Origin of the sequence: Psychrobacter sp. TB20-MNA-CIBAN-0197, from assembly GCF_040309765.1 — a bacterium.
Taxonomy (GTDB): Bacteria; Pseudomonadota; Gammaproteobacteria; order Pseudomonadales; family Moraxellaceae; genus Psychrobacter; species Psychrobacter submarinus.
In genome coordinates this window covers 22,694-42,935 of the sequence record NZ_JBEOPC010000002.1, presented here as the reverse complement: position 1 = coordinate 42,935, position 20,242 = coordinate 22,694, and the positions used below count along the sequence as shown (strand labels likewise).

The 20,242-nt window shown below is 45.3% G+C and carries 12 protein-coding genes; 10 read left to right on the top strand and 2 right to left on the bottom strand.

What is annotated here, in order from left to right; genetic code table 11:
* Positions 1–73: 73 nt before the first annotated feature.
* From AAEY83_RS00885 to AAEY83_RS00845, 9 genes are all read left to right on the top strand, one after another.
* Positions 74–1,594, top strand: coding sequence for a catalase (locus tag AAEY83_RS00885; protein WP_025644602.1), 1,521 nt, complete (start codon positions 74–76; stop codon positions 1,592–1,594).
* A 226-nt stretch (positions 1,595–1,820) separates the two neighbouring features.
* The gene (gene htpG / locus AAEY83_RS00880) at positions 1,821–3,770 is read left to right on the top strand and encodes a molecular chaperone HtpG (protein ID WP_037058782.1); all 1,950 of its coding nucleotides are present in this window, start codon (positions 1,821–1,823) and stop codon (positions 3,768–3,770) included.
* Positions 3,771–4,091: 321 nt separating this feature from the next.
* On the top strand, positions 4,092–5,501 hold the full coding sequence (locus AAEY83_RS00875; protein ID WP_025644598.1) for a C13 family peptidase: 1,410 nt from the start codon (positions 4,092–4,094) through the stop codon (positions 5,499–5,501).
* Positions 5,502–5,748: 247 nt separating this feature from the next.
* Positions 5,749–6,639, top strand: a complete 891-nt coding sequence (gene fghA / locus AAEY83_RS00870) for an S-formylglutathione hydrolase (protein WP_025644597.1) — start codon at positions 5,749–5,751, stop codon at positions 6,637–6,639.
* A gap of 37 nt (positions 6,640–6,676) precedes the next feature.
* Positions 6,677–6,964, top strand: coding sequence for a TIGR03643 family protein (locus tag AAEY83_RS00865; RefSeq protein WP_319802569.1), 288 nt, complete (start codon positions 6,677–6,679; stop codon positions 6,962–6,964).
* A gap of 52 nt (positions 6,965–7,016) precedes the next feature.
* A complete protein-coding gene (gene rpe, locus AAEY83_RS00860) occupies positions 7,017–7,703 on the top strand; it encodes a ribulose-phosphate 3-epimerase (RefSeq protein WP_025644593.1) in 687 nt (228 codons plus the stop codon).
* Positions 7,704–7,865: 162 nt separating this feature from the next.
* The gene (locus AAEY83_RS00855; RefSeq protein WP_025644591.1) at positions 7,866–8,219 is read left to right on the top strand and encodes a hypothetical protein; all 354 of its coding nucleotides are present in this window, start codon (positions 7,866–7,868) and stop codon (positions 8,217–8,219) included.
* A 77-nt stretch (positions 8,220–8,296) separates the two neighbouring features.
* Positions 8,297–8,608: a hypothetical protein gene (locus AAEY83_RS00850; protein WP_037058780.1), complete on the top strand. Its 312-nt coding sequence runs from the start codon at positions 8,297–8,299 to the stop codon at positions 8,606–8,608.
* A gap of 130 nt (positions 8,609–8,738) precedes the next feature.
* Complete coding sequence (locus AAEY83_RS00845) at positions 8,739–9,050, top strand: hypothetical protein (protein WP_025644587.1); 312 nt, start codon at positions 8,739–8,741, stop codon at positions 9,048–9,050.
* A 163-nt stretch (positions 9,051–9,213) separates the two neighbouring features.
* On the opposite strand, the gene rpmG is transcribed toward AAEY83_RS00845, so the two are convergent.
* Both rpmG and rpmB read right to left on the bottom strand, forming a co-directional pair.
* Positions 9,214–9,369, bottom strand: coding sequence for a 50S ribosomal protein L33 (gene rpmG / locus AAEY83_RS00840; RefSeq protein WP_010201403.1), 156 nt, complete (start codon positions 9,367–9,369; stop codon positions 9,214–9,216).
* 45 nt (positions 9,370–9,414) lie between these two features.
* Positions 9,415–9,651 (bottom strand): 50S ribosomal protein L28, encoded by a 237-nt coding sequence (gene rpmB / locus AAEY83_RS00835; RefSeq protein ID WP_025644580.1) that lies wholly within the window; start codon positions 9,649–9,651, stop codon positions 9,415–9,417.
* Positions 9,652–10,134: 483 nt separating this feature from the next.
* Here rpmB and AAEY83_RS00830 point away from each other — a divergent pair, with 483 nt between their 5' ends.
* The gene (locus AAEY83_RS00830) at positions 10,135–20,097 is read left to right on the top strand and encodes a carboxypeptidase regulatory-like domain-containing protein (RefSeq protein WP_025644578.1); all 9,963 of its coding nucleotides are present in this window, start codon (positions 10,135–10,137) and stop codon (positions 20,095–20,097) included.
* Positions 20,098–20,242: the final 145 nt, after the last annotated feature.

Sequence of the window (20,242 nt, the reverse complement as noted above, 5' to 3'; positions counted from 1 at the left end):
GCAAGAGCGCTTATACTTCGACTAACTATTTATTTAATTGACCATTTAAAGGAATAACCCGATGAGTGATAATATGAATGACAAGAAATGCCCCTATAGTGCAACGCCGCTGACGATGAGCAATGGCGCGCCTGTTGTTGATAACGAAAATAGCAAAACCGCTGGCAAGCGTGGTCCACTACTAGCAGAAGACTTGTGGCTGAACGAAAAGCTTGCTGATCTCAACCGTGAAATTATTCCTGAACGCCGTATGCATGCCAAAGGTTCGGGCGCGTTTGGTACCTTTACCGTGACCAATGACATCACTCGATATACACGCGCTGGAATCTTTGATGAAGTCGGTAAACAGACTCAGATGTTTGCGCGCTTTAGTACCGTCGCAGGCGAGCGCGGCGCAGCTGACGCGGAGCGCGATATTCGCGGTTTTGCCTTAAAGTTCTATACGGAACAAGGTATCTGGGACTTAGTTGGTAATAATACGCCGGTATTCTTCGTCCGTGATCCGCGTAAGTTCCCTGATCTGAATAAAGCGGTAAAACGTGATCCGCGTACTAATATGCGTTCAGCGACCAATAACTGGGACTTTTGGACACTACTGCCAGAGTCTTTGCATCAAGTGACCATCACCATGAGCGAGCGTGGTATTCCCGCCTCGTATAGACATATGCATGGTTTTGGCTCGCACACTTATAGCTTTATCAATAGTGATAATGAGCGTTTTTGGGTCAAGTTTCACTTTGTCACTCAGCAAGGTATCAAAAACTTAACCGATCAAGAGGCCGCTGATATCATCGCAAGCAATCGTGAAAGCCATCAAGAAGATCTGCTCAATGCTATCGATAATGGCGACTTCCCAAAGTGGAAAATGTACGTGCAAATCATGCCAGAAACAGAGGCCGATAATGTACCGTATCATCCATTTGATTTGACCAAAGTCTGGCCAAAAGGTGACTATCCACTAATCGAAGTTGGCGAGTTTGAGCTTAACAGAAACGCTGAAAACTACCATCTCGATGTTGAGCAAGCGGCGTTTGCTCCGAATAATCTTGTGCCTGGTATCAGCGCCTCTCCAGATCGCATGCTCCAAGCACGTCTGTTTAGCTACGCTGATGCCCAGCGTTACCGCGTTGGCGTCAACCACAAGCAGATACCAGTCAATAAAGCGACTTGCCCTGTGCATAGCAATCACCGTGATGGTCTCATGCGCGTCGGTGACAACTATGGCGGTCGTCCGCACTATACGCCAAACAGCTTTGAGCAGTGGCAAGAGCAGCCGCAGTATGCTGAGCCGCCACTAAAGATCGATGGCTACGCTGAGCATTATGACTTCCGTGAAGATGATAATGACTACTTTAGCCAGCCGCGTGCGCTGTTTAACTTGATGAATGATGAGCAAAAGCAGGCTCTGTTCGATAATACGGCAAGAGCGATGGGCGATGCGCTAGACTTTATTAAGTATCGTCATATCCGTAACTGTCACTGGTGTGAGCCGGCTTACGGTGAAGGCGTGGCCAAAGCGCTAGGCTTGAGCGTCGAAGATGCGATGGCCGCTCGCGATAGCGATCCGGCTCGTGACTTGCCGAGCTGTTTGTAACTTATCATTCGATTCTGACATAAAACATGTAATACGTCACGATACCGCTTAAGGAAACTTAAGCGGTTTTTTTGTTTAACTTTTTATAGGGCTTTTAAACTTGAAATATTTGACCGCGACCCTATTAGTATAAACAGCCTAGCACTAATTGAGACTCTTAGTTTGAGGCGCTCAGTTAGTGCTACTGTTTTACGTTAATCTCAACTTTCCAATGAAGGAGTTCTTTATGAGTGACAACAACAACCCAGAATTAAAAAAACATAGTTTTGAGGCGGAAGTGGCGCAGTTGCTGCATTTAGTGACCCACTCTTTGTACTCTAATGCCGATATCTTTGTCCGTGAGCTGGTTTCAAACGCCTCTGATGCTTGTGACAAATTGCGTTTTGAAGCGACTAATGATGACAGCTTATATGAAGATGATGGCGAGTTAAAAATCCGTATTGCCGTTGATAGTGATGCCAAAACCATCACCTTTATCGATAACGGTATCGGCATGAATGAAGCCGATGCTATCGAAAATCTAGGTACTATTGCCAAGTCTGGCACTAAAGCCTTCTTGGATAAATTATCTGAATCACAAAAGCAAGACGGTCAATTAATTGGTCAGTTCGGTGTTGGCTTTTACTCTGGGTTTATCGTGGCCGACACCATTACGGTTGAGTCGCGTAAAGCTGGTGAGCCTGCGGAGCAAGGCGTACGCTGGATATCTGATGGCAGCGGTAGCTTCACGGTTGAGACGATCACCAAAGAAACTCGCGGCACATCCATCACCTTGCACCTAAAAGAAGAATACACCGAAGGCGAGGATAACTACCTCGACCGTGCTAAGATTAAGCGCTTAGTCAATAAATACTCAGACCATATCAGCCTGCCGATTCAGATGCGTAAAGAAGTCTGGCAAGAAGATGTTAAAGATGAGAACGACGACAGTGATACGCCTGCGGGCGGCGAGATGGTACTCACCGATGAGTGGGAAACTATCAATAAAGCCAGTGCGCTATGGACACGCTCAGCATCCGAGATCGAAGATGAAGAGTATGTCGATTTTTATAAAAACATCAGCTACGACATGGATGAGCCGCTGACGTGGACGCATAACCGCGTGGAAGGCCGCGTACAGTACACTCAGCTATTATATGTACCCAAAAAAGCGCCGATGGATCTATATACTCGTGAGCAGCAGCATGGGCTTAAGCTGTATGTCAAACGTGTATTTATCATGGATGACGCCGAGCAACTACTGCCTATGTACTTGCGTTTCGTCAAAGGCGTGATTGATTCAGCTGATTTGCCACTCAATGTCAGCCGAGAGTTATTGCAAGAGTCGCGTGATGTCAAATCCATCCGTGATGGTAATGCGCGCCGTATCTTGACTATGCTGGCAAGCCTAGCCAATAGTGAAGACAGCGACAAGCAAGACAAATTCGCGCAGTTTTATAGCGAGTTTGGCGATGTCATCAAAGAAGGTCTTGGCGAGGACATGGGTAACCAAGAGCGTATCGCTAAGCTGCTGCGTTATGCCACTAGCACTAATGACAAAGTTGAGACTAGCTTTGAAGACTACAAAAGCCGCATGATTGAGGGTCAAAAAGCCATCTACTATCTCACCGCGGACAATCTTGCAGCGGCCAAAAACAGCCCGCAGCTTGAACTATTTAAGAAAAAAGGCATCGAGGTCATCTTAATGACCAGCCGTGTTGATGAGTGGGCGATGAACTTCTTAACCTCATTCGATGAGACCCCACTACAAAATATCGCGAAAGGCGCGGTGGACTTAGGCGACTTGCAGGACGAGGAAGAAAAGGCGGAAGCTGAAAAGGCGCAAGAGTCTATGAAGCCTGTGGTTGAAAAGCTAAAGACCGCCCTAGATACACGCGCTAAAGACGTACGCGTATCGAACCGCTTAGTCGATAGTCCTGCGATACTCGTTACTGCAGAGGGTGAGCTGTCACCGCAGATGATTCAGATGCTCAAGCAAATGGGTCAAGAAGTACCAGAGACGCAGCCTATCTTGGAGGTCAACCCAGAGCATCCGCTGATTAAAAAGTTAGAGTCCAGCGAGCAGTTCGACGACCTTGCTCAAGTGATCTTTGATCAAGCGCTGCTGGCAGATGGTGGTCAACTCGATGATCCAGCCGCTTATCTCAAACGCGTTAATGAGTTATTGATGCGCTAGTATAAGATTGCTTGAATCTATAGTGTTAAGCTACAGAGGAGATCTAGTAATAGGTCTCCTTTTTTTAGGTATAAATCGGAGCAGCGACTTATTGTATAGCGGTTTTACAAATCAGCCTTATCGCCTGAAGCGACAATCCGTTACAATTGTTTTAGTTTAACGGGCAAAACGAATAGACTTTGATTTTGCTTACTATGGTCTTGCTTGCCTTTTATTTAGTATATTTTTATTCAATACTGTTTTATTTAATATGGTTTTGCTAATGATTAGCTGCTAGTACACCATGCCTTCATTTTCTTGGCTCGATAGAGGTTTAAGTCTTTGTCACTCTCGTCCCTAAAAACCGTCTCCCTTCAGCGCTTCTCTCTTAATTTTGCAGCCAATATCATTGCCGCTATTTGGATGCTGATTGGCTCTACGCGTGCCTTTTCTTGGGTAAAGCCTACCTTTGTACAGTTTGCTTGTTTTGCTCTAATAGCGCTTGGAAGCAATGTACTTTTTTCTTGGCTAGCGGCAGAAAGTGGTAGCGTTTTTAATGAGCAAGGCTTAGTCAGTTACCTGATATGGCCGGTGATTATTCTGCTAGCAGGTATTATTCTAGCGCGGCGATCTGGCAATCAAAGCTTATTGTTTGTGCCAGCGGTATTATGGTTAGTGGCAGATAGTATCTCGGCGTTACTACAAAGCTTAGTGCAGTTTTTTGGCACTCAAAACTGGCTGCCAGATTGGAGTTACTCGTTTTTACCGGTATTATTTTTAGTACTGTTTTTATGGCAAACTCTCGCACTGTTATGGATCTTCTCGCAGCGCTTGCGAACGCCTTGGTGGGAGCGCATTATCGTGCTGATAGGAGCTGTGGCCCTGCTGACTATTTGGCAAAAAAACGTCGCCGATCAGCCTATTTTCAAACCCATACCCGTAGAGCCAATACTAGAAGAAGCGGCTATTTATAAGCAGCCTGAGCTGCTACAAAACGCCTTAGCGAGTATTGATGCTAGCATCTTAGGTAAGACGGAATGGTACTTTATGGGCGTTGCAGGGTTCGCCGGGCAAGAGGTTTTTCGCTCTGAGATCAATCATGCTCGCGAGCTGTTTGATGTGCGTTTTGGTATAAGTGGGCGCTCGTTGTCTTTAATTAATAACCGCTATAGCTGGCTGGATGAGCCGATAGCGACGAAGACCAGTATTTTACGAGGGCTAAAAAAGATCGGTGAGCAAATGAATAGCGATGAAGATGTGTTGCTGCTCACCTTATCGTCACACGGTAACGAAGATATTCTGCAATTGGCAAACGCACCTGTAGCAATGGATAATTTAGAGTCGGCGTGGCTGCGCGAGGCTTTGGACGAGGCCGGTATTCGCTGGCGGGTTATTATCGTATCGGCTTGCTATTCAGGCTCTTTTATTGACGAGCTGACCTCACCAACCACAGTCGTTATTACCGCATCTGCAGCGGATAAGATGTCATTTGGCTGTACCAATAGCGCTGAGATGACTTATTTTGGTCAAGCGTTCTTCGCGGAGAGCCTACGTAAAAACACCAGCTTTGCCGCTGCCTTTAAAGATGCAAGCTTACGCATACAAGAGCGCGAAAGTATGATGGGGTTTGAGCCGTCAGAGCCGCAGATGGTTGTGGGCAGCTTAATGAAAACGGCGTTGCCCGCTTTTGAGCAGGTGTTATTTGATCAGCAGCGCGCACTGCCGCCATCTGCTATAGTTGACACAAACTAAAAGGGTCGCGCTTTAATGGGCTACGATATCACCACCCCTTAACAAAGCGCTAAACAAAGCCAATGGATAGTCGGCGGATAGTTTGTATAATAGAGATCAAGTCTGCTGTAACTTGCTATATGAATAATAATAAGCTATGTGAATAATAAGTCTGCTTTTAACGGCATTTGCATAACACGATAAATATAACGTATTTTTTAATGAACAATATAACGATAACAACGGTAAATCTAAAAGGATATCAATGATGAGTCAGTATTCTAAGCAAAAGTTATCTGTCAGCTCAAAATTGACACAAATCAGTGCTAATCGCTGCTTTGATGGCGAGCAGCACTATTATCGCCATGAGTCATTAGCGACTAACACGCCCATGACCTTTAGTATTTATTTGCCAGATGAGGCATTAGCCGGTCAGCGTTGTCCGGCGATACTATATTTATCAGGATTGACTTGTAATGCTGATAACGTCACCCATAAAGCGCACTTCCAACAAAAATGCAGCGAGCTTGGTGTCATCTTTATCGCCCCAGACACCTCTCCTCGTAGTAGCGACGATATTGATGTGGCAGATGATGAGCGTTACTTTGTCGGGCAGGGCGCAAGCTACTATGTCGACGCGATAGAGGCGCCATGGTCAGAGCATTTTAATATGCAAAGTTACATCGTTGATGAGTTTTATGACTTAGTGCGTCAAGAGTTTCCGGTGAATAGTATCGGTATTACGGGTCATTCTATGGGCGGTCATGGTGCATTACTATTAGGCTTTAAATATCCTAGTAAGTTCGTTAGTGTCTCAGCGTTGTCGCCGGTGTGCGCTGCGAGCGAATCGGATTGGGGACAAGCGGCCTATACCCAGTATTTCGGTGACGATAAGTCATTATGGCAACAAGCTGATGCCGCTAAGGTTATAGCAAAGGCAGGACAGCAGTACGCCAGCTTATTGGTAGACCAAGGCGCTGCCGATAACTTTTTGAGTGAGGGGCAACTACAAACCGAAAAGCTGCAACAGGCTTGTAAAGACGCGCAGCAGCCTTTGACCCTACGTTATCAAGCGGGTCACGATCACAGTTACTATTTTATCCAAACGGTCATCGAAGATCACATTTGGCACCATTATCGTCAAGCGCAGCTAAGCTAAACTCATATCAAGCGCCTCACATTATACCGAGCAAGCGGTGCTAGCTGAGCCGCCAGTCTATGCAGACGGCAATATCGTATTAGACGAAGTACAGACGTCAAGAGTCATCGAGATGGCATGGGAAGATAGAACGCCATTTGCCGCGATAGAGCATAGCTATGGTCTTGATGAGACGGCGGTAATTAAGCTGATGCGTCATGAGCTAAAGCCGTCATCTTTTCGATTGTGGCGTGAGCGGGTAACGGGCCGTAACACTAAGCATGAAGCCAAACGCGACTTTGAAGTGGGCCGCGCTTATAGCAAGACTCAGTATAAACCGCGTTAGTGCTTCTCAAATTATTTCTTATTTTAATACCCATTAAAGAGGTAGCTCTCCTATGATTTGTCCTGATAAGCAGTACTTAATCGCCCCTTCTATTTTATCCGCTGACTTTGCTCGATTAGGCGAGGAGGTCGAAAACGTCTTGGCAGCAGGGGCCGATGTTATTCATTTCGATGTCATGGACAATCACTACGTACCGAACTTAACTTTTGGTAGCATGATCTGTCAGGCGCTGCGTGATTATGGTATCGACGCGCCTATCGACGTGCACTTAATGGTAGCGCCTGTCGATGGTATGATTGAGCAGTTCCTACACGCCAATCCTAGCGTTATTACCTTTCATCCTGAAGCCAGCGATCATATCGATCGCTCATTGCAGCTGATCAAAGACGGCGGCGCGAAATGCGGCTTAGTGTTCAATCCAGCGACACCACTGCATTATCTAGATTATGTGATGGACAAGGTCGATCAAATTTTGCTTATGAGTGTCAATCCTGGCTTTGGCGGACAGTCATTTATCGAAGGCACGTTGGATAAGGTACGACAAGTACGTCAGCGTATCGATGCAAGCGGCCGCGATATCAGGCTAGAGGTCGATGGCGGTATCAAAGCCAATAATATCCGCGCTATCGCGGAGGCAGGCGCTGATATGTTTGTTGCCGGCTCAGCTATTTTTAACCAAGACGATTATAAAGTCGCTATTGATGCTATGCGTGCTGAGCTTGCAAAAGCAGGCGAGTAGTCGCGGCTCGCTCTGTCTCTTGTTTTTAGGCCTATAAGCCTCCATCTAGATAAGACGAAATAAAAGGTCGTACCAGCTGATTTGAGCGCACTATACTATCAATTGATATGACTATTAATTGAGATGACTATTAATTGAGATGACTGTTAATTGAGGTGACTTATGACTACGCCAATCAATAGCCAAAACCCGAGTTTAAAGGCTGACGCTCCTGCGTCTAAGCCGCGTAGCTTAGTGCCCAAAGGCATTACTATTGGTTTAGCTGTTTTTGCTTTAATACTAAGCTCAGCAGGCTACGGCTTTCGCCTGATAGTAGGTCACGATATTAGCGAGGTTATGCTTCATGCGGCAGTGCTAGTTCCTGCTTTTATCATTGGTATTCCCTTACTGTTTTGGCTTGGCTCAAAGATCTTTAATAAGCTTAATGGCACGCAGATAGAGGGCTGGAATGCGATAAGTTTAGGCTATCTGACCTCTTGCATCTCATTATTATGGATCATGGGCACTTATAGCTGATCTTGTCTTATGCCATAATTCTCCTACCTTTAATAAGCTATTACTAGCTTAGATCATAAAAACGACTGAGTTTTTGTATGCAAATTATGCCCACTCGCATTGCCAATGTTATCTACCCTAAAGAGTTACCGAATGGTCTATTTACCAGTCTTATTATTGCCTGCTTATTATTAGGGCTTGCAGGATTAAGTAAAGGCACGGGCCAAGAGGGTTGGCTCAATGTGATAGAGAACTGGCTGCTAATGCTGCTAATATTGCCAACGGCGACCGCTGTGGTGGCTTTACCTTTTAAATACCGCGATCCGACTTTAGAGCTCAAGCTCATGTATTACCTAGGGATGTTTGTAGCTTTCTTATTTACCATCGCCAAACTGCGCTACTGGCGTTGAATATTAGCCCTTGAAATTGAGAGCTAAAGCGTCCATTGTATGAAGTAACGAAGACTTTTCTCGAGCGCTGTAGAGGATTAAATCATTAGTTCTCAAGACAGCAAGCTACGGGATAATAAGGAAACACGAGATGCCATACGATATTGATAATGAGATAGAAGTGGAGACTGATAATACTGATCCGTTTTCAGGATTTGCCAAAGAGACGACGCTTGAGCTGATTGAGGCTGATGATGGTACGCTATTACTGCGTGATTCGGATAAAAATGAAGAAGCGCTGATGACGATTGATTTCTCCGATAAGCTAAAAGACTTATTGGGCAGCGATACGCAATCTATCGGTCAGCACATGATTCATGCCGCTATTCAGGTCATTATGCAAAAGCAGATGAGCCAGTGGCATGCCCATGTCTACGACAAAGAGCCGACGCATTATAGTTAACGCAATACTGGGTTTGGCTTAGCTAGTATTTATTAGTTAGCATTTAACAGAACAGGTATTAAAAGGAACAGGTAATAAAAGCTAAAACGTGGCGCAAAAAAAGGGTTTATCATGTGATAAACCCTTTTTTTATGCAAATATCAGCGATTAATATAAACGCAGATTATTTGATTTTAGCTTCTTTAAAGATCACATGCTGGCGAACTTTAGGATCAAACTTTTTGATTTCCATTTTGCCAGGCATTGTGCGCTTGTTTTTAGTCGTCGTATAGTAGTATCCAGTACCAGCAGTTGATACTAATTTGATTTTATCTCTCATGATAATTTCCTTTAAAAGTGGCAGAGCACTAAGTTTAAATGGGACTTAAACTTTTTGACCTTGTGCACGCAGATCAGCTAGCACTTTATCAATACCTAATTTATCGATGGTACGCATACCTTTGGTAGACACACGTAGACGTACAAAACGATTTTCAGACTCTACCCAAAAACGATGATGCTTTAGGTTTGGTAGGAAGCGACGACGGGTTTTGTTGTTCGCGTGCGAAACATTATTACCCACCATAGGGCGCTTTCCAGTCACTTGGCAAACTCTAGACATGGCGAACTCCTAATCTATGAGGTATGGGGTTTATCCCATACCAGTCTGGGCAAGTTGCGCGAATATGCGGCATGGACACAGCAGCGGCATCTTTGCACCAAACAAAACTATATGAAGGTTGAGCTGGCATTACTGTTATCTAAAGGCAAATAACAGAGTGACCAATTCAGAAAATTTAAAGGCGACATTTATACCATAAAATAGCTAAATACTCAAACTATTTTACAATAATAGTCGATCTCAATGGAGCTTATTATACCTTGAATTTGCATCTACAGGGGAATGATTAAGTGACTTTAAAATCTAATTATCGATTGTAAGTTTCGACAAAATTCAGTAAAGTTACTGTGATAAAATCAATACAAACTATTAATATGTAGTATATTATTACATTCTTAGTTTATTTTTGCCTATAGCTCATAGGTACCTCATTCTTTGTGTTTGCTTTGTCAAATAAATTGTCGCTCGTGCGGAGTCCCAGATATGTTCTATAGCTCACTACCTCTTAGCTCTAAATTATTTAAGTTCACGGCGCTGTCTGTAGCGTTATCCTTAGCAGGCTGCGGCGGCGGTGGTGACGATGGCGGTACAGATATACTTCCGCCAAAACCAGATTTAGATAATCCAGGTACAGGTGACAATGGTGATAGTGGAAGTAACGATAACGATGGTAGTGATAATGGTGAGCAGACGCCTGCAGAAGACTTTAGTTTACAAAGACTTTATACCGTTCCAACTAATATTAAGCTTACAGACGAGCCTGTCACTTTTATTGTAACTGTAAAAGCGGTCGAAAACACAACCGGAGGCGCTGCCATCGATAAAGCGGTTAGCTTAAGTGTTGATGACACTAGCAATACGGGTGTGACTATTCAAGGCGCGAGCGTTCAAAATACTGATGACAAAGGTGAAGCCACCTATGAGCTAAGGCTCAACCCTTTAGTACTTAATGAGACGCAAAAAGCGGATTTACTTAATAATGGGTTTGGCTTAAAGGCTACGGCCAGTCGTCCCTCAGATGGCTCGACATTCACTCAAGTATTAAATGTTGGCGTCAGCAAAGAGGGTAGCGGCGATGGTACACAAACTGAGGTTAGTAGCTTAAATATAGAGAATAGCATTCAGACAAACTCTGTTTCGAACAATAAGCTCAACCCTTACGGCGATAGTGCTACCTTTAGTGTCATTCTCAAAAATACAGATGGTGCGCGTGCCAGTGATGTTGAAGTTGGAATAGGTATAGCTGATATTAAAGGTATCGCTATTGTCGGTGGCAATAGCAGAACCACTAACGAAAATGGCATTGCAACCTTTAATATTAAAATCGACGAAAATTTAACTAAAGCTCAGCGTGATACGCTATTAAATGGCGTAGTTTATGCGATTAATATTATCGAAAAAAATGGTGCTACTAAAGAAGTTACAGGCACACTGGAAGTATCGCTACCTATATCAGATTATAAGCTTGATATCTCAGGTAACGATAATAATCTCAATGCTTATGGCGACAAGCAAACGCTCACTATCAACGCTAACGCTATCAGTAATAAAGTACCAACAGATATTGAAAATACGCAAGTAACCATCAAACTTAACAATAACATCAAAGGGGTCAGTTTAAGTAAAGAGTCTCTGTTCCTTGATGCTAAAGGCCAAGCGCTCGTCGATATCGTAATTGCTCCGACATTGAGCACTGCAGATCGTAGCAAACTTGCACAAGACGGTATCAGCTATACAGTCACTTTATTTGAGCCAAACAAAGCGATTACTGTAGCGAATGGCGAGAGCCAGGTAGAGATACCCGCCGCGCAATATCAAATCAAGGCGGGCAGCGTCAGCAAACCTAGAATCTCAAGCTTTGGCAGTAGCGTGGACATCAGCTTTCGCGTAAGCGATAAAGACGGCGGCGCAGTTGCAGGCGAAACTGTCACCGCGCGCTTGCCTTCATTATTGACCCAAAACGGACTATTAGGCTTAGACAGCAATGCTACGCAAACTACGGATAATAAAGGTATGGTCAGCTATACCGTCAGTATTCCAAAAGGATTATCAGAAAGTAATCGCGCAATCTTAGAAAGCGCAGGTGGTTTTGTACTGAGTGCAAAAGCCACTGAGTCGTCAGGTGCAAGCAGCAACATTGATAGTAAACGCGTACAAATCACCGCAGAGAGTGAAACTATCTTAAGCTCTACGAGCGCTCCAAATGCGGTCAATGTGCTAAAAGATAGCTTCAGTATCCAAGTTGATGCCAAGCGCCCTGATGGTAGCGCCGCAAATGACAAACCGGTCAAACTGACTATCAATAACGTCTCAGGCGTGAGTATCGAAGGCAGCGAGAAGGTCACTAATAGTGCCGGTAAAGCTACCTTCAAAGTCAATATTCAAAACTTGACTGACACGCAGCGTGATAATTTAGTCAAAAATGGTATTCCTTACACCGTGACCTTAACTGACGATGATGGTATCACCAGTGAGTCGGATACCGTATCTGTCATCATGCCTGTCGCCGAATATAAAATAAACACAGGCACAGCAAGCAAAAACAAACTACTCAGTACTGGCGGCGAGACCACTATCAGCTTCCGTGTTAATGATAAAACTGGTGGTATCGTGGCAGGACAACAAGTGGTCGCGAGCTTGCCCAGTACCTTAACGCAAAAAGGGTTGGTCACACTTACTAGCGCCGCCAATCAAACGACAGATGCTCAAGGTATCGTTGACTATACTGTGCGCATCCCTGAAGGGTTGTCCGTTGATCAGCGTAAAGCTATTGAAAGCAGTGGATTTTCATTAACCGCAAGCCTGACAGAAACATCAGGTGTAAGCGTTAAAGCCAACAGTGAAAAAATTAATGTCAATGCGGATCCGACTAGGAGTGATATCGTCGTCAGCGCCAGCACTATGCCAAGCGTAGTCAATGTGTTGAAAGACAGCTTTAGTATTCGCGTGGCCGCCAAGCAGCCTAATGGCAATGCCGCTATCAATAAACCGGTTGAGCTTAATATCTCAGGGGTTAAAGGCATCAGTATCGCAGGCAATAAGCAAACGACAGATGGGTCGGGTAATGCCTCATTTACCATTAACATTGATCCAAGTCTAAGCTTGGCAGATCGCCGTACTATCGCCGCTAGTAATATCGATTATCAAGTTATCTTAACCGATAGTGATAGCAGTGCTATCGAAAGCTTTACCGCTCAGGCTGAGATACCGCAAGCACAGTACCAAATCAAGTTTGGGCAAATCACCAATAGAGAGCTGTCAAGTACTGGCGGCACAACCACAGTCAGCTTTCGCGTCAATGACAAAGATGGCGGCGTGATCGCAGGACAGAGCGTAACCGCAAGCTTACCGCAAGATCTCGTTAACGCTGGCGCCATCACTTTAGATGGAAACAGTAAAAAAGCCACAGATGCAAACGGCATGGTTAGCTTCAATGTGCGTGTGCCGACAGGGCTGACTGCTGAGCAAAGAACATTGCTCGAGGACAACAGCGGCTTCCCACTAAAGGTAATAGCCATTGAAGCGTCAGGGGCCAATAGTACGACTAGTACAGCAATTGGCGTCACCGATGAGGTGCAAAAAAGCCAAACCGTACTGACTGCACAGACTACGCCAAAAACGGTCAATGTCTTAAAAGACAGCTTTATCATCCAAGTCTCAGGCAAGCGTTCTGATGGCAGCGCGGCGACTGATAAAGTAATCAAGCTCACCATCGACAACGTCGAAGGCATGAGCGTTCAAGACAATGAGCAGGCGACCGATAGTGCTGGTAACGCCTCCTTTACTGTCAATATCGACCCAAGCTTAACCAAAGCTCAGCGTGACGCCATCGCAAAATCTGGCATCAGCTATACTGCTGTCTTAACTGACGCTGACGGTGTGAGCACGCAAAGATTTGAATCAGCGGCAGTCGTGCCTGAGGCGCAATACAAAATCAGCTTTGGTCAGATCAGTAGTGCGCAGTTATCAAGCGCTGGCAGCACAACCACGGTCAGCTTCCGTGTCAATGACAGAAATGGCGGTGTCATCGCAGGTCAAAAGGTGGTTGCCGAACTGCCAGCTGCACTGGTTAAAGCCGGCTTGATAACGCTAGACGGTAGCGCGACGCAAACCACTGACAATAACGGTATGGTCAGCTTTAATGTGCGCATACCAACAGGGTTGAGTGCTAATCAGAAAAAACAGCTTGAAGATAATACTGGCTTTCCATTAAAAGTCAAAGCTATTGAGGCATCAGGCGCTAGTAGCACAGCCAGTACGACAATTGGCGTAACTGATAAAGCCCAAGTCAGCAAAACCATCCTACGCACTCAAGTAACGCCAAGAACTGTCAATATTTTAAAAGATAGCTTTACCATTCAAGTCTCAGGTAAGCGTCCTGATGGTAGTGCGGCGGCATATAAAGTGGCGAAGCTCACAATCAATGCCACTGGTATCAGCGTCGAAGACGATGAGCGAGCGACAGACGATGCCGGTAATGCCACGTTTACTGTCAATATCGATCCAAATCTTAGCAAGGCTGAGCGTGAGGCGCTAGTGACCTCAGGTATTGATTATACTGTCAGCCTAACTGACGATGATGGTGTGGCCAGCAGTAAGTCTAATGTGTCTGTAATGATCCCTGCTGCAGAGTATCAGATCAATTTCGGTCAGCTTAGCAACACGCAATTGTCAAGCTCAGGCGGCAGCACTGTCGTCAGCTTCCGCGTTAATGATAAAAGAGGCGGCGTGATTGCAGGGCAAGAGGTGACTGCCGAATTGCCTGAAAAGCTGGTCGGACTTCTTATCCTAGATGGTCAAGCGACCAAAGCGACCAATGAGAGTGGTGTGGTCAGTTATACGGTTCGCGTTCCTGCCGGACTCAATGCCGATCAGAAGAAAACGCTTGAATCTGCTAATCAGTTTGTATTGATGGCAAGTATGGTTGAAGCGTCAGGGGCCCGCAGTGAACAGCCAAGTGCTAGCATTAGTATTAGCAGTAAGGTTGCCGTGAGTAAAACCCGTGTCCGCTCAAATACTATCCCCAGTGTGGTCAATATTCTAAAAGACCAGTTTAAGATCCAAGTATCTGGTAAGCGCGTTGATGGTAGCGCCGTGTCTGATAAAGCCGTTAAGCTGATTATCAAAGATGCGCCTGGTATTAGCATCGAAGGCAATGAGCAGATCACAGATGCTGCGGGTAATGCCGTCTTTACTATTAATATTGACCCAAGCCTCACTCAAGAACAGCGTGAAAAACTGGCAGCAAGTGGTATCAATTACACGGCTGTATTGACAGATACCGATGGAATCTCTGAAGAGAGCTTTACCGTGGCGGCATCTGTTCCTGATGCCGAGTATAATATCAAGGCAAGCCCAAGCAGCACTACTCAGCTGCCAAGCTCAGGCGGCTCAGTGGTCGTCAGCTTCCGCGTGACGGACAAGTCAGGCGGCGTTATCGCCGATCAAAGCGTCACTGCAAGCTTACCCAAAGCATTGGCAGAGGCAGGGTTATTGGCCTTTAGCGGCAGTGCGGCGCAGACGACCAATGCTCAAGGTGTGGTCAATTATACGATCAACGTCCCTAGCAATCTAAATGCCGCTCAAAAAGCGCAGCTAGAGGGTGTCAAAGGCTTTAAGGTTAAAGCGATTCTAGCAGAAACCTCAGGCGCGCGCACGCCAGTTGAGAGTCAATCAATTACCATTAGTGCCTCTAGTAAGACCACCTTGACATCAAATAGTACGCCAAGTGTCATCAATATTCTAAAAGACAGCTTTGTTATAAACGTACGCGGCAAACGCCCAGATGGCAGCGCCGCCGCCGGCAAAGCTGTCAAACTGGTTATTGATAGCACACCTGGCCTGAGTATCGAAAATAGTGAAGGGCGCACCAATGCCTCAGGTACAGCCAGCTTCACTGTCAACATCGACCCAAGCCTCACTCGCAAACAACGTGAGGCCATTGCCGCCAATGGCATTGCTTATACCGCCATCCTAACCGATGACGACGGTATCGAAGAGCAAAGTTTCACGGCAAATGCTGAAGCACCTGAAGCACAGTACCAAATCAACTTTGGCACGAGCAGTCAAACCCAGCTACCAAGCTCAGGTGGCAGCACCGTCATCACCTTCCGCGTCAATGATAAAAACGGCGGCGTGATTGCAGGTACTGATGTTACTGCCAAGTTACCGGACAATCTAGCTGGGCTTGTGACGTTAGATGGTAGCGCCGCACAAGTCACCAATGATCAAGGTGAAGTCAGATACACGGTACGCGTGCCTCAAGGTCTAGATGCAGCGCAAAAGCAAACGCTTGAAGATGCCAGTGGTTTTGTATTAACAGCCCGCGTCACCGATGCTCTCGGACGCAGTACAGAGGCCACAAGTAACAATATACTCATCACTGATGATACTGTCCTTAGCGATATCGTGCTCAGTACCAACGCTACCCCTAATGGCGTCAGTGTCTACGATGATCAGTTTATCGTTACTATCACAGGCAAATACCCTGATGGTAGTGCTGCGCTTGGTAAACAGGTCAAATTGAGTATCCAAGACGCGCCAGGTGTGGTCATCGAAGACAGTGAGCAGACGACTGACAAAGCCGGCCGAGTCACCTTTACAGTCAATATCACGCAGCCGCTAACCGAGGCTCAAAAAAGTGCGCTGATTAAAAACGGCATCAACTACGTCGCCACCATCACCGATGACAATAACCTTAAAAAGTCTATCAGCGATAATATAACGGTCAAAGAGCCTGCAACCAGCTTATATTTCGCCTCTATCGTCACCCCAACCATCAGCGAGCTTGGCGGCGAGGGCATCATCAAGGTACAATTGTTAAACAATAAAACCAATAGTGCTGCAGAAGGCCAAGAGGTCAGTATCCTCCTTGGCAAAAAAGCGCAGGACTATGGCGTTACGGTCAATACCGACAGCAGTACCATCGACTTCAACGGTGAAACGACCTTTATCGTAACTATCCCTGAAGGGTTGAGCTATGAAGAGCGTGAAGAGCTCAAAAATGTTGGCATCAATTATCAGCTGTCTTATGTTGAAAAAGGCGGTAAATATACCTCTAATATTGGACAAATTAACATTGTCAGACCAGCAGTTGATCTGAGCGTCTTAAATAACCCAACGCTTATCAACAACCGTCCGTACTATACCTTGAATGGTGAAGGCGATACGGTCGTTGTAGGTGCAGGTATCAGCACAGAGACCACCAATATCCCAATCAGTGGTCAACCGGTGACCATTGACTTTAAGGACAGAGCATTAGCAAAGCTATTGACCGTTAATGGCAAAGCAGGTGATAGTATCACCTCTGTGACCACAGACGCTAGCGGTAATGTCAGCTTTACCGTCACTGTGCCTAATAACTTAACTAAAGAGCAAAAAGCGGCGCTAAAAAACAAAACGCTTGAAGCTGTGTTGCGTGAAACTTTGACAGGTAAAACGCAAGCGATTGAGTTCAATGTACAGTCCACTAAAGCCGCGATTGATCTGATTGATTTGACACCTACGCCACTCAATCTAAACGGTGGTGAAACACAGGTTGAAGTGATTGCTAAAGACAGTCAAGACAATGTGATTGCAGGGCAAAAGGTTTTCTTGGCACTGCCTGCTGCGATTGCAGAGCAAGGCGTGCGTCTGGTCAGCGGTAAAGAGCAGGTCACTAATAATTCAGGGGTAGCTAGTTATACCCTTGCCGTACCAGCAGGGCTGACAGAGGAACAGAAAAAAGCGATTGGTTCAAGCTTTTTTATCGTCTTCTCAGCAGCGGATGCCAATGGTAATATCGCTACCCAAACTAGTACTGTTACTACGACTACGCCTAGTAGTGCTACAGGTACGACAGAAAGTATCGCTATCGGCGCTAATAAGGTAGTTAGTACTAAAGGTGATACCTTTAAAGTCTTTGTACGCGCGACAGATAATGATAAGGCTATTGGTAATCGTGAAGTGCGCCTAAGCGTTGATAATCCGATTCAAACAGGCGTTAGTATAGTTGGTAGTAGTACAGCCAGTACTAATAGTGACGGTGTGGCAACATTTGACCTTAAACTTGAGCCTGGCGCTAATGTCAATCAAGCGATTTTAGAGGCAGGTATCAAGGTCACAGCGACAACTAAAACGACTGGTGGCTTTGATATTGAGTCAGACTATATTGTACCTGTAGATACCGCGACCATTGATGAGTATCAGATCCTTGTCAGCTCTGATAAGTCCACGCTAACTACTGGTGGAGATCAAACCAATGCCACCTTCCGCGTGACTGACAGTAAAGGCGGTATCCTAGCCGGCGTTCCTGTACAGCTGGCTATTACCAATCTAGCGGCGAGTGGAGCGGCACTTACGACACCAAGCATGGTAACCACTGATGCAAATGGTCAAATTGATGTCGGCGTACTTTTAGCCGCCGGCAGTATTAATGCGCGCCTAAATCACACTATTGATATTGAAGCCAAGATAGTTACCCCTGAATATGATGCTAATGGTGTTGTCACATTGACTACCCGTGAAAGTAAAATTCTAAGTCTATCAGCGGTGGGTACAAAAATTAGTATCGAAGCGAGTAATACTAAGCTACAAGATGGTGAGACGATTACCATCACTACTATACTTGTTGATGGTGCAGGGCAGACGATTGGTAATACAGCAATGCAGCTGGTTGACGCGAATGGTGATTTAATTACACCAGCGGCAATAGCAAATACTAATAGCGATGGACAGGCAACTTTTGAAGTCAAAGAGGATCAGCTTACCTTTGACAGTAACGGCAACTTGCAAGTGTTTGCGCGCGCTGTTGGCGAGGATAGTATCAATACTCAGCGTAGTCTTACTAGCATTGATCTGGTCAAAGTCTCGCAAGCAGGCATCAGCTTTATTAACATTGAAAAGCTGTATGATGTCAATGAGCCACAAGAGATTCAAATCCAAATCCGTGCTGATAATGCTAACCAAGCGAATTCACTGATAGGGAAGCAAGTAGAGTTACAAACCTCATTAGGTAGCTTAATTACTAGTTATATCAGTAAATTTAACGGTGAAGTTGTTGTCTCTAAACCCATTAAACCCAGCGATATTCAAGGCAACGTCATTACTGTAAAATTTTGGCTGAAGTCTGAGCTTGCTGGCACAGCGGTACTACAGGCGACAGTATTAGGCGCAACCCTACAAAACGGCGAGCCCCGTTATCAGACCACTGTTGATACACGCTTCCGTGCGACAACCCCTGCAAAAATGCTGTTCCAAGCGGTTAAATCGGTTATCACTCCTGGCACCAGCACCGAAGTTGTCGCGACGGTCAAAGATGAAAATGATGTACCCGTCGAAGGGCAAACGGTCGTATTCAGTCGTGCGTCAGATTCTTCAACGGGCCGCTTATCGGCTGCAACAGCAGTAACAGATAGTAGAGGTGAGGCGCGTGTCGTCTATCAAGCCAATGCCAGCTCACCTATCGGCGGTGTGATTATCAACGCACGCTTATTGCAAGATGATGCCAATATCGGTAGTAAGACCACTAACATTACCGTCTCAGAAGAAGCGGTCTATACTACTTTAGCATTCGCTAATAAGTTATCTTCTGATGATATTTACTATACGGTACGTGGTTCGATATCAGTCATGGATGGCTCTGGTCGTGCTGTAGCGGATCAGGAGGTATCAATTAAGTCTTATGCAACGGAATATGCTCAAGGCGTATATTGTTTATTAAATAGCACAACGACTTATCAAGCTGCTGATATCGATGAGCTTGATGAATTTGGCAATGTGATTCAAACCACTACACCTGAGCCTCAAGTATTCTCTGAAAAAACGCCAGTACCACTACGTTCTGATTGGTATCCTACTGAAGATGCCAACTATAACTACACTTTAGACCAAGACTCAGACCCTATTTCAAATGAAGATAGAAATCTAAATGGTACACTCGAAGCTATCAATCCCGTGACTATCATTGGTGGTACGCTCTCAGATGACGGTTATTCGTTTGTTACAGATGATGAAGGCCGTGCAGACTTTGAGATTCGCTACCCACTACGTTACTCTAACTGGGTAAAAGTACGGTTCGACGCCTCTACCTTTGTCAACGGAAGCGAAAACACCCAGAGTATTAACTTCCAGCTACCGGTAGCAGTAGACGACTTATCCGTTAGTGGTGACGACCTGATAACACCTTGGATTGGTAATACCAGTCCGTTTGGTGATGGTGGCGCAAGATGTGCTAATAGTTTAAGCGTAACAATTAATGAGAACGAGTCACGTACTAGAGTCACTCTATCTCCTTATTCGCCAAACTATAATGTAACAATTAATGGTCAGTCATCAAGTAATCAGCCAAACGCAGGCTTCAATACTTATATTATAGATTTTAACCAAGCGTTCGAACTTGGGTCAACAGTTTCTGTTAATAGAAATGGTTTTGGCTTCTCCAAAGCTATTAAGCTAAGTGATAACTAAAGAGTTATCTAACTGATCTCTCAGTTTGTTTCGCCTAAACCCTCAACCCCGCGTTGGGGGTTTTTTACATTCATAATCTAAATAACCAAATACAAGTAACTCAATCAGCAAAGTTTTGCAAAATCTATTAAAATAGCCGATTTGC

Coding starts and splice junctions, on each gene's coding strand:
- AAEY83_RS00885 (WP_025644602.1), top strand. CDS start 74: ATGAATGACAAGAAATGCCCCTATAGTGCAACGCCGCTGACGATGAGC.
- htpG (WP_037058782.1), top strand. CDS start 1,821: ATGAGTGACAACAACAACCCAGAATTAAAAAAACATAGTTTTGAGGCG.
- fghA (WP_025644597.1), top strand. CDS start 5,749: ATGAGTCAGTATTCTAAGCAAAAGTTATCTGTCAGCTCAAAATTGACA.
- rpe (WP_025644593.1), top strand. CDS start 7,017: ATGATTTGTCCTGATAAGCAGTACTTAATCGCCCCTTCTATTTTATCC.
- AAEY83_RS00855 (WP_025644591.1), top strand. CDS start 7,866: ATGACTACGCCAATCAATAGCCAAAACCCGAGTTTAAAGGCTGACGCT.
- AAEY83_RS00850 (WP_037058780.1), top strand. CDS start 8,297: ATGCAAATTATGCCCACTCGCATTGCCAATGTTATCTACCCTAAAGAG.
- AAEY83_RS00845 (WP_025644587.1), top strand. CDS start 8,739: ATGCCATACGATATTGATAATGAGATAGAAGTGGAGACTGATAATACT.
- rpmG (WP_010201403.1), bottom strand. CDS start 9,369: ATGAGAGATAAAATCAAATTAGTATCAACTGCTGGTACTGGATACTAC.
- rpmB (WP_025644580.1), bottom strand. CDS start 9,651: ATGTCTAGAGTTTGCCAAGTGACTGGAAAGCGCCCTATGGTGGGTAAT.
- AAEY83_RS00830 (WP_025644578.1), top strand. CDS start 10,135: ATGTTCTATAGCTCACTACCTCTTAGCTCTAAATTATTTAAGTTCACG.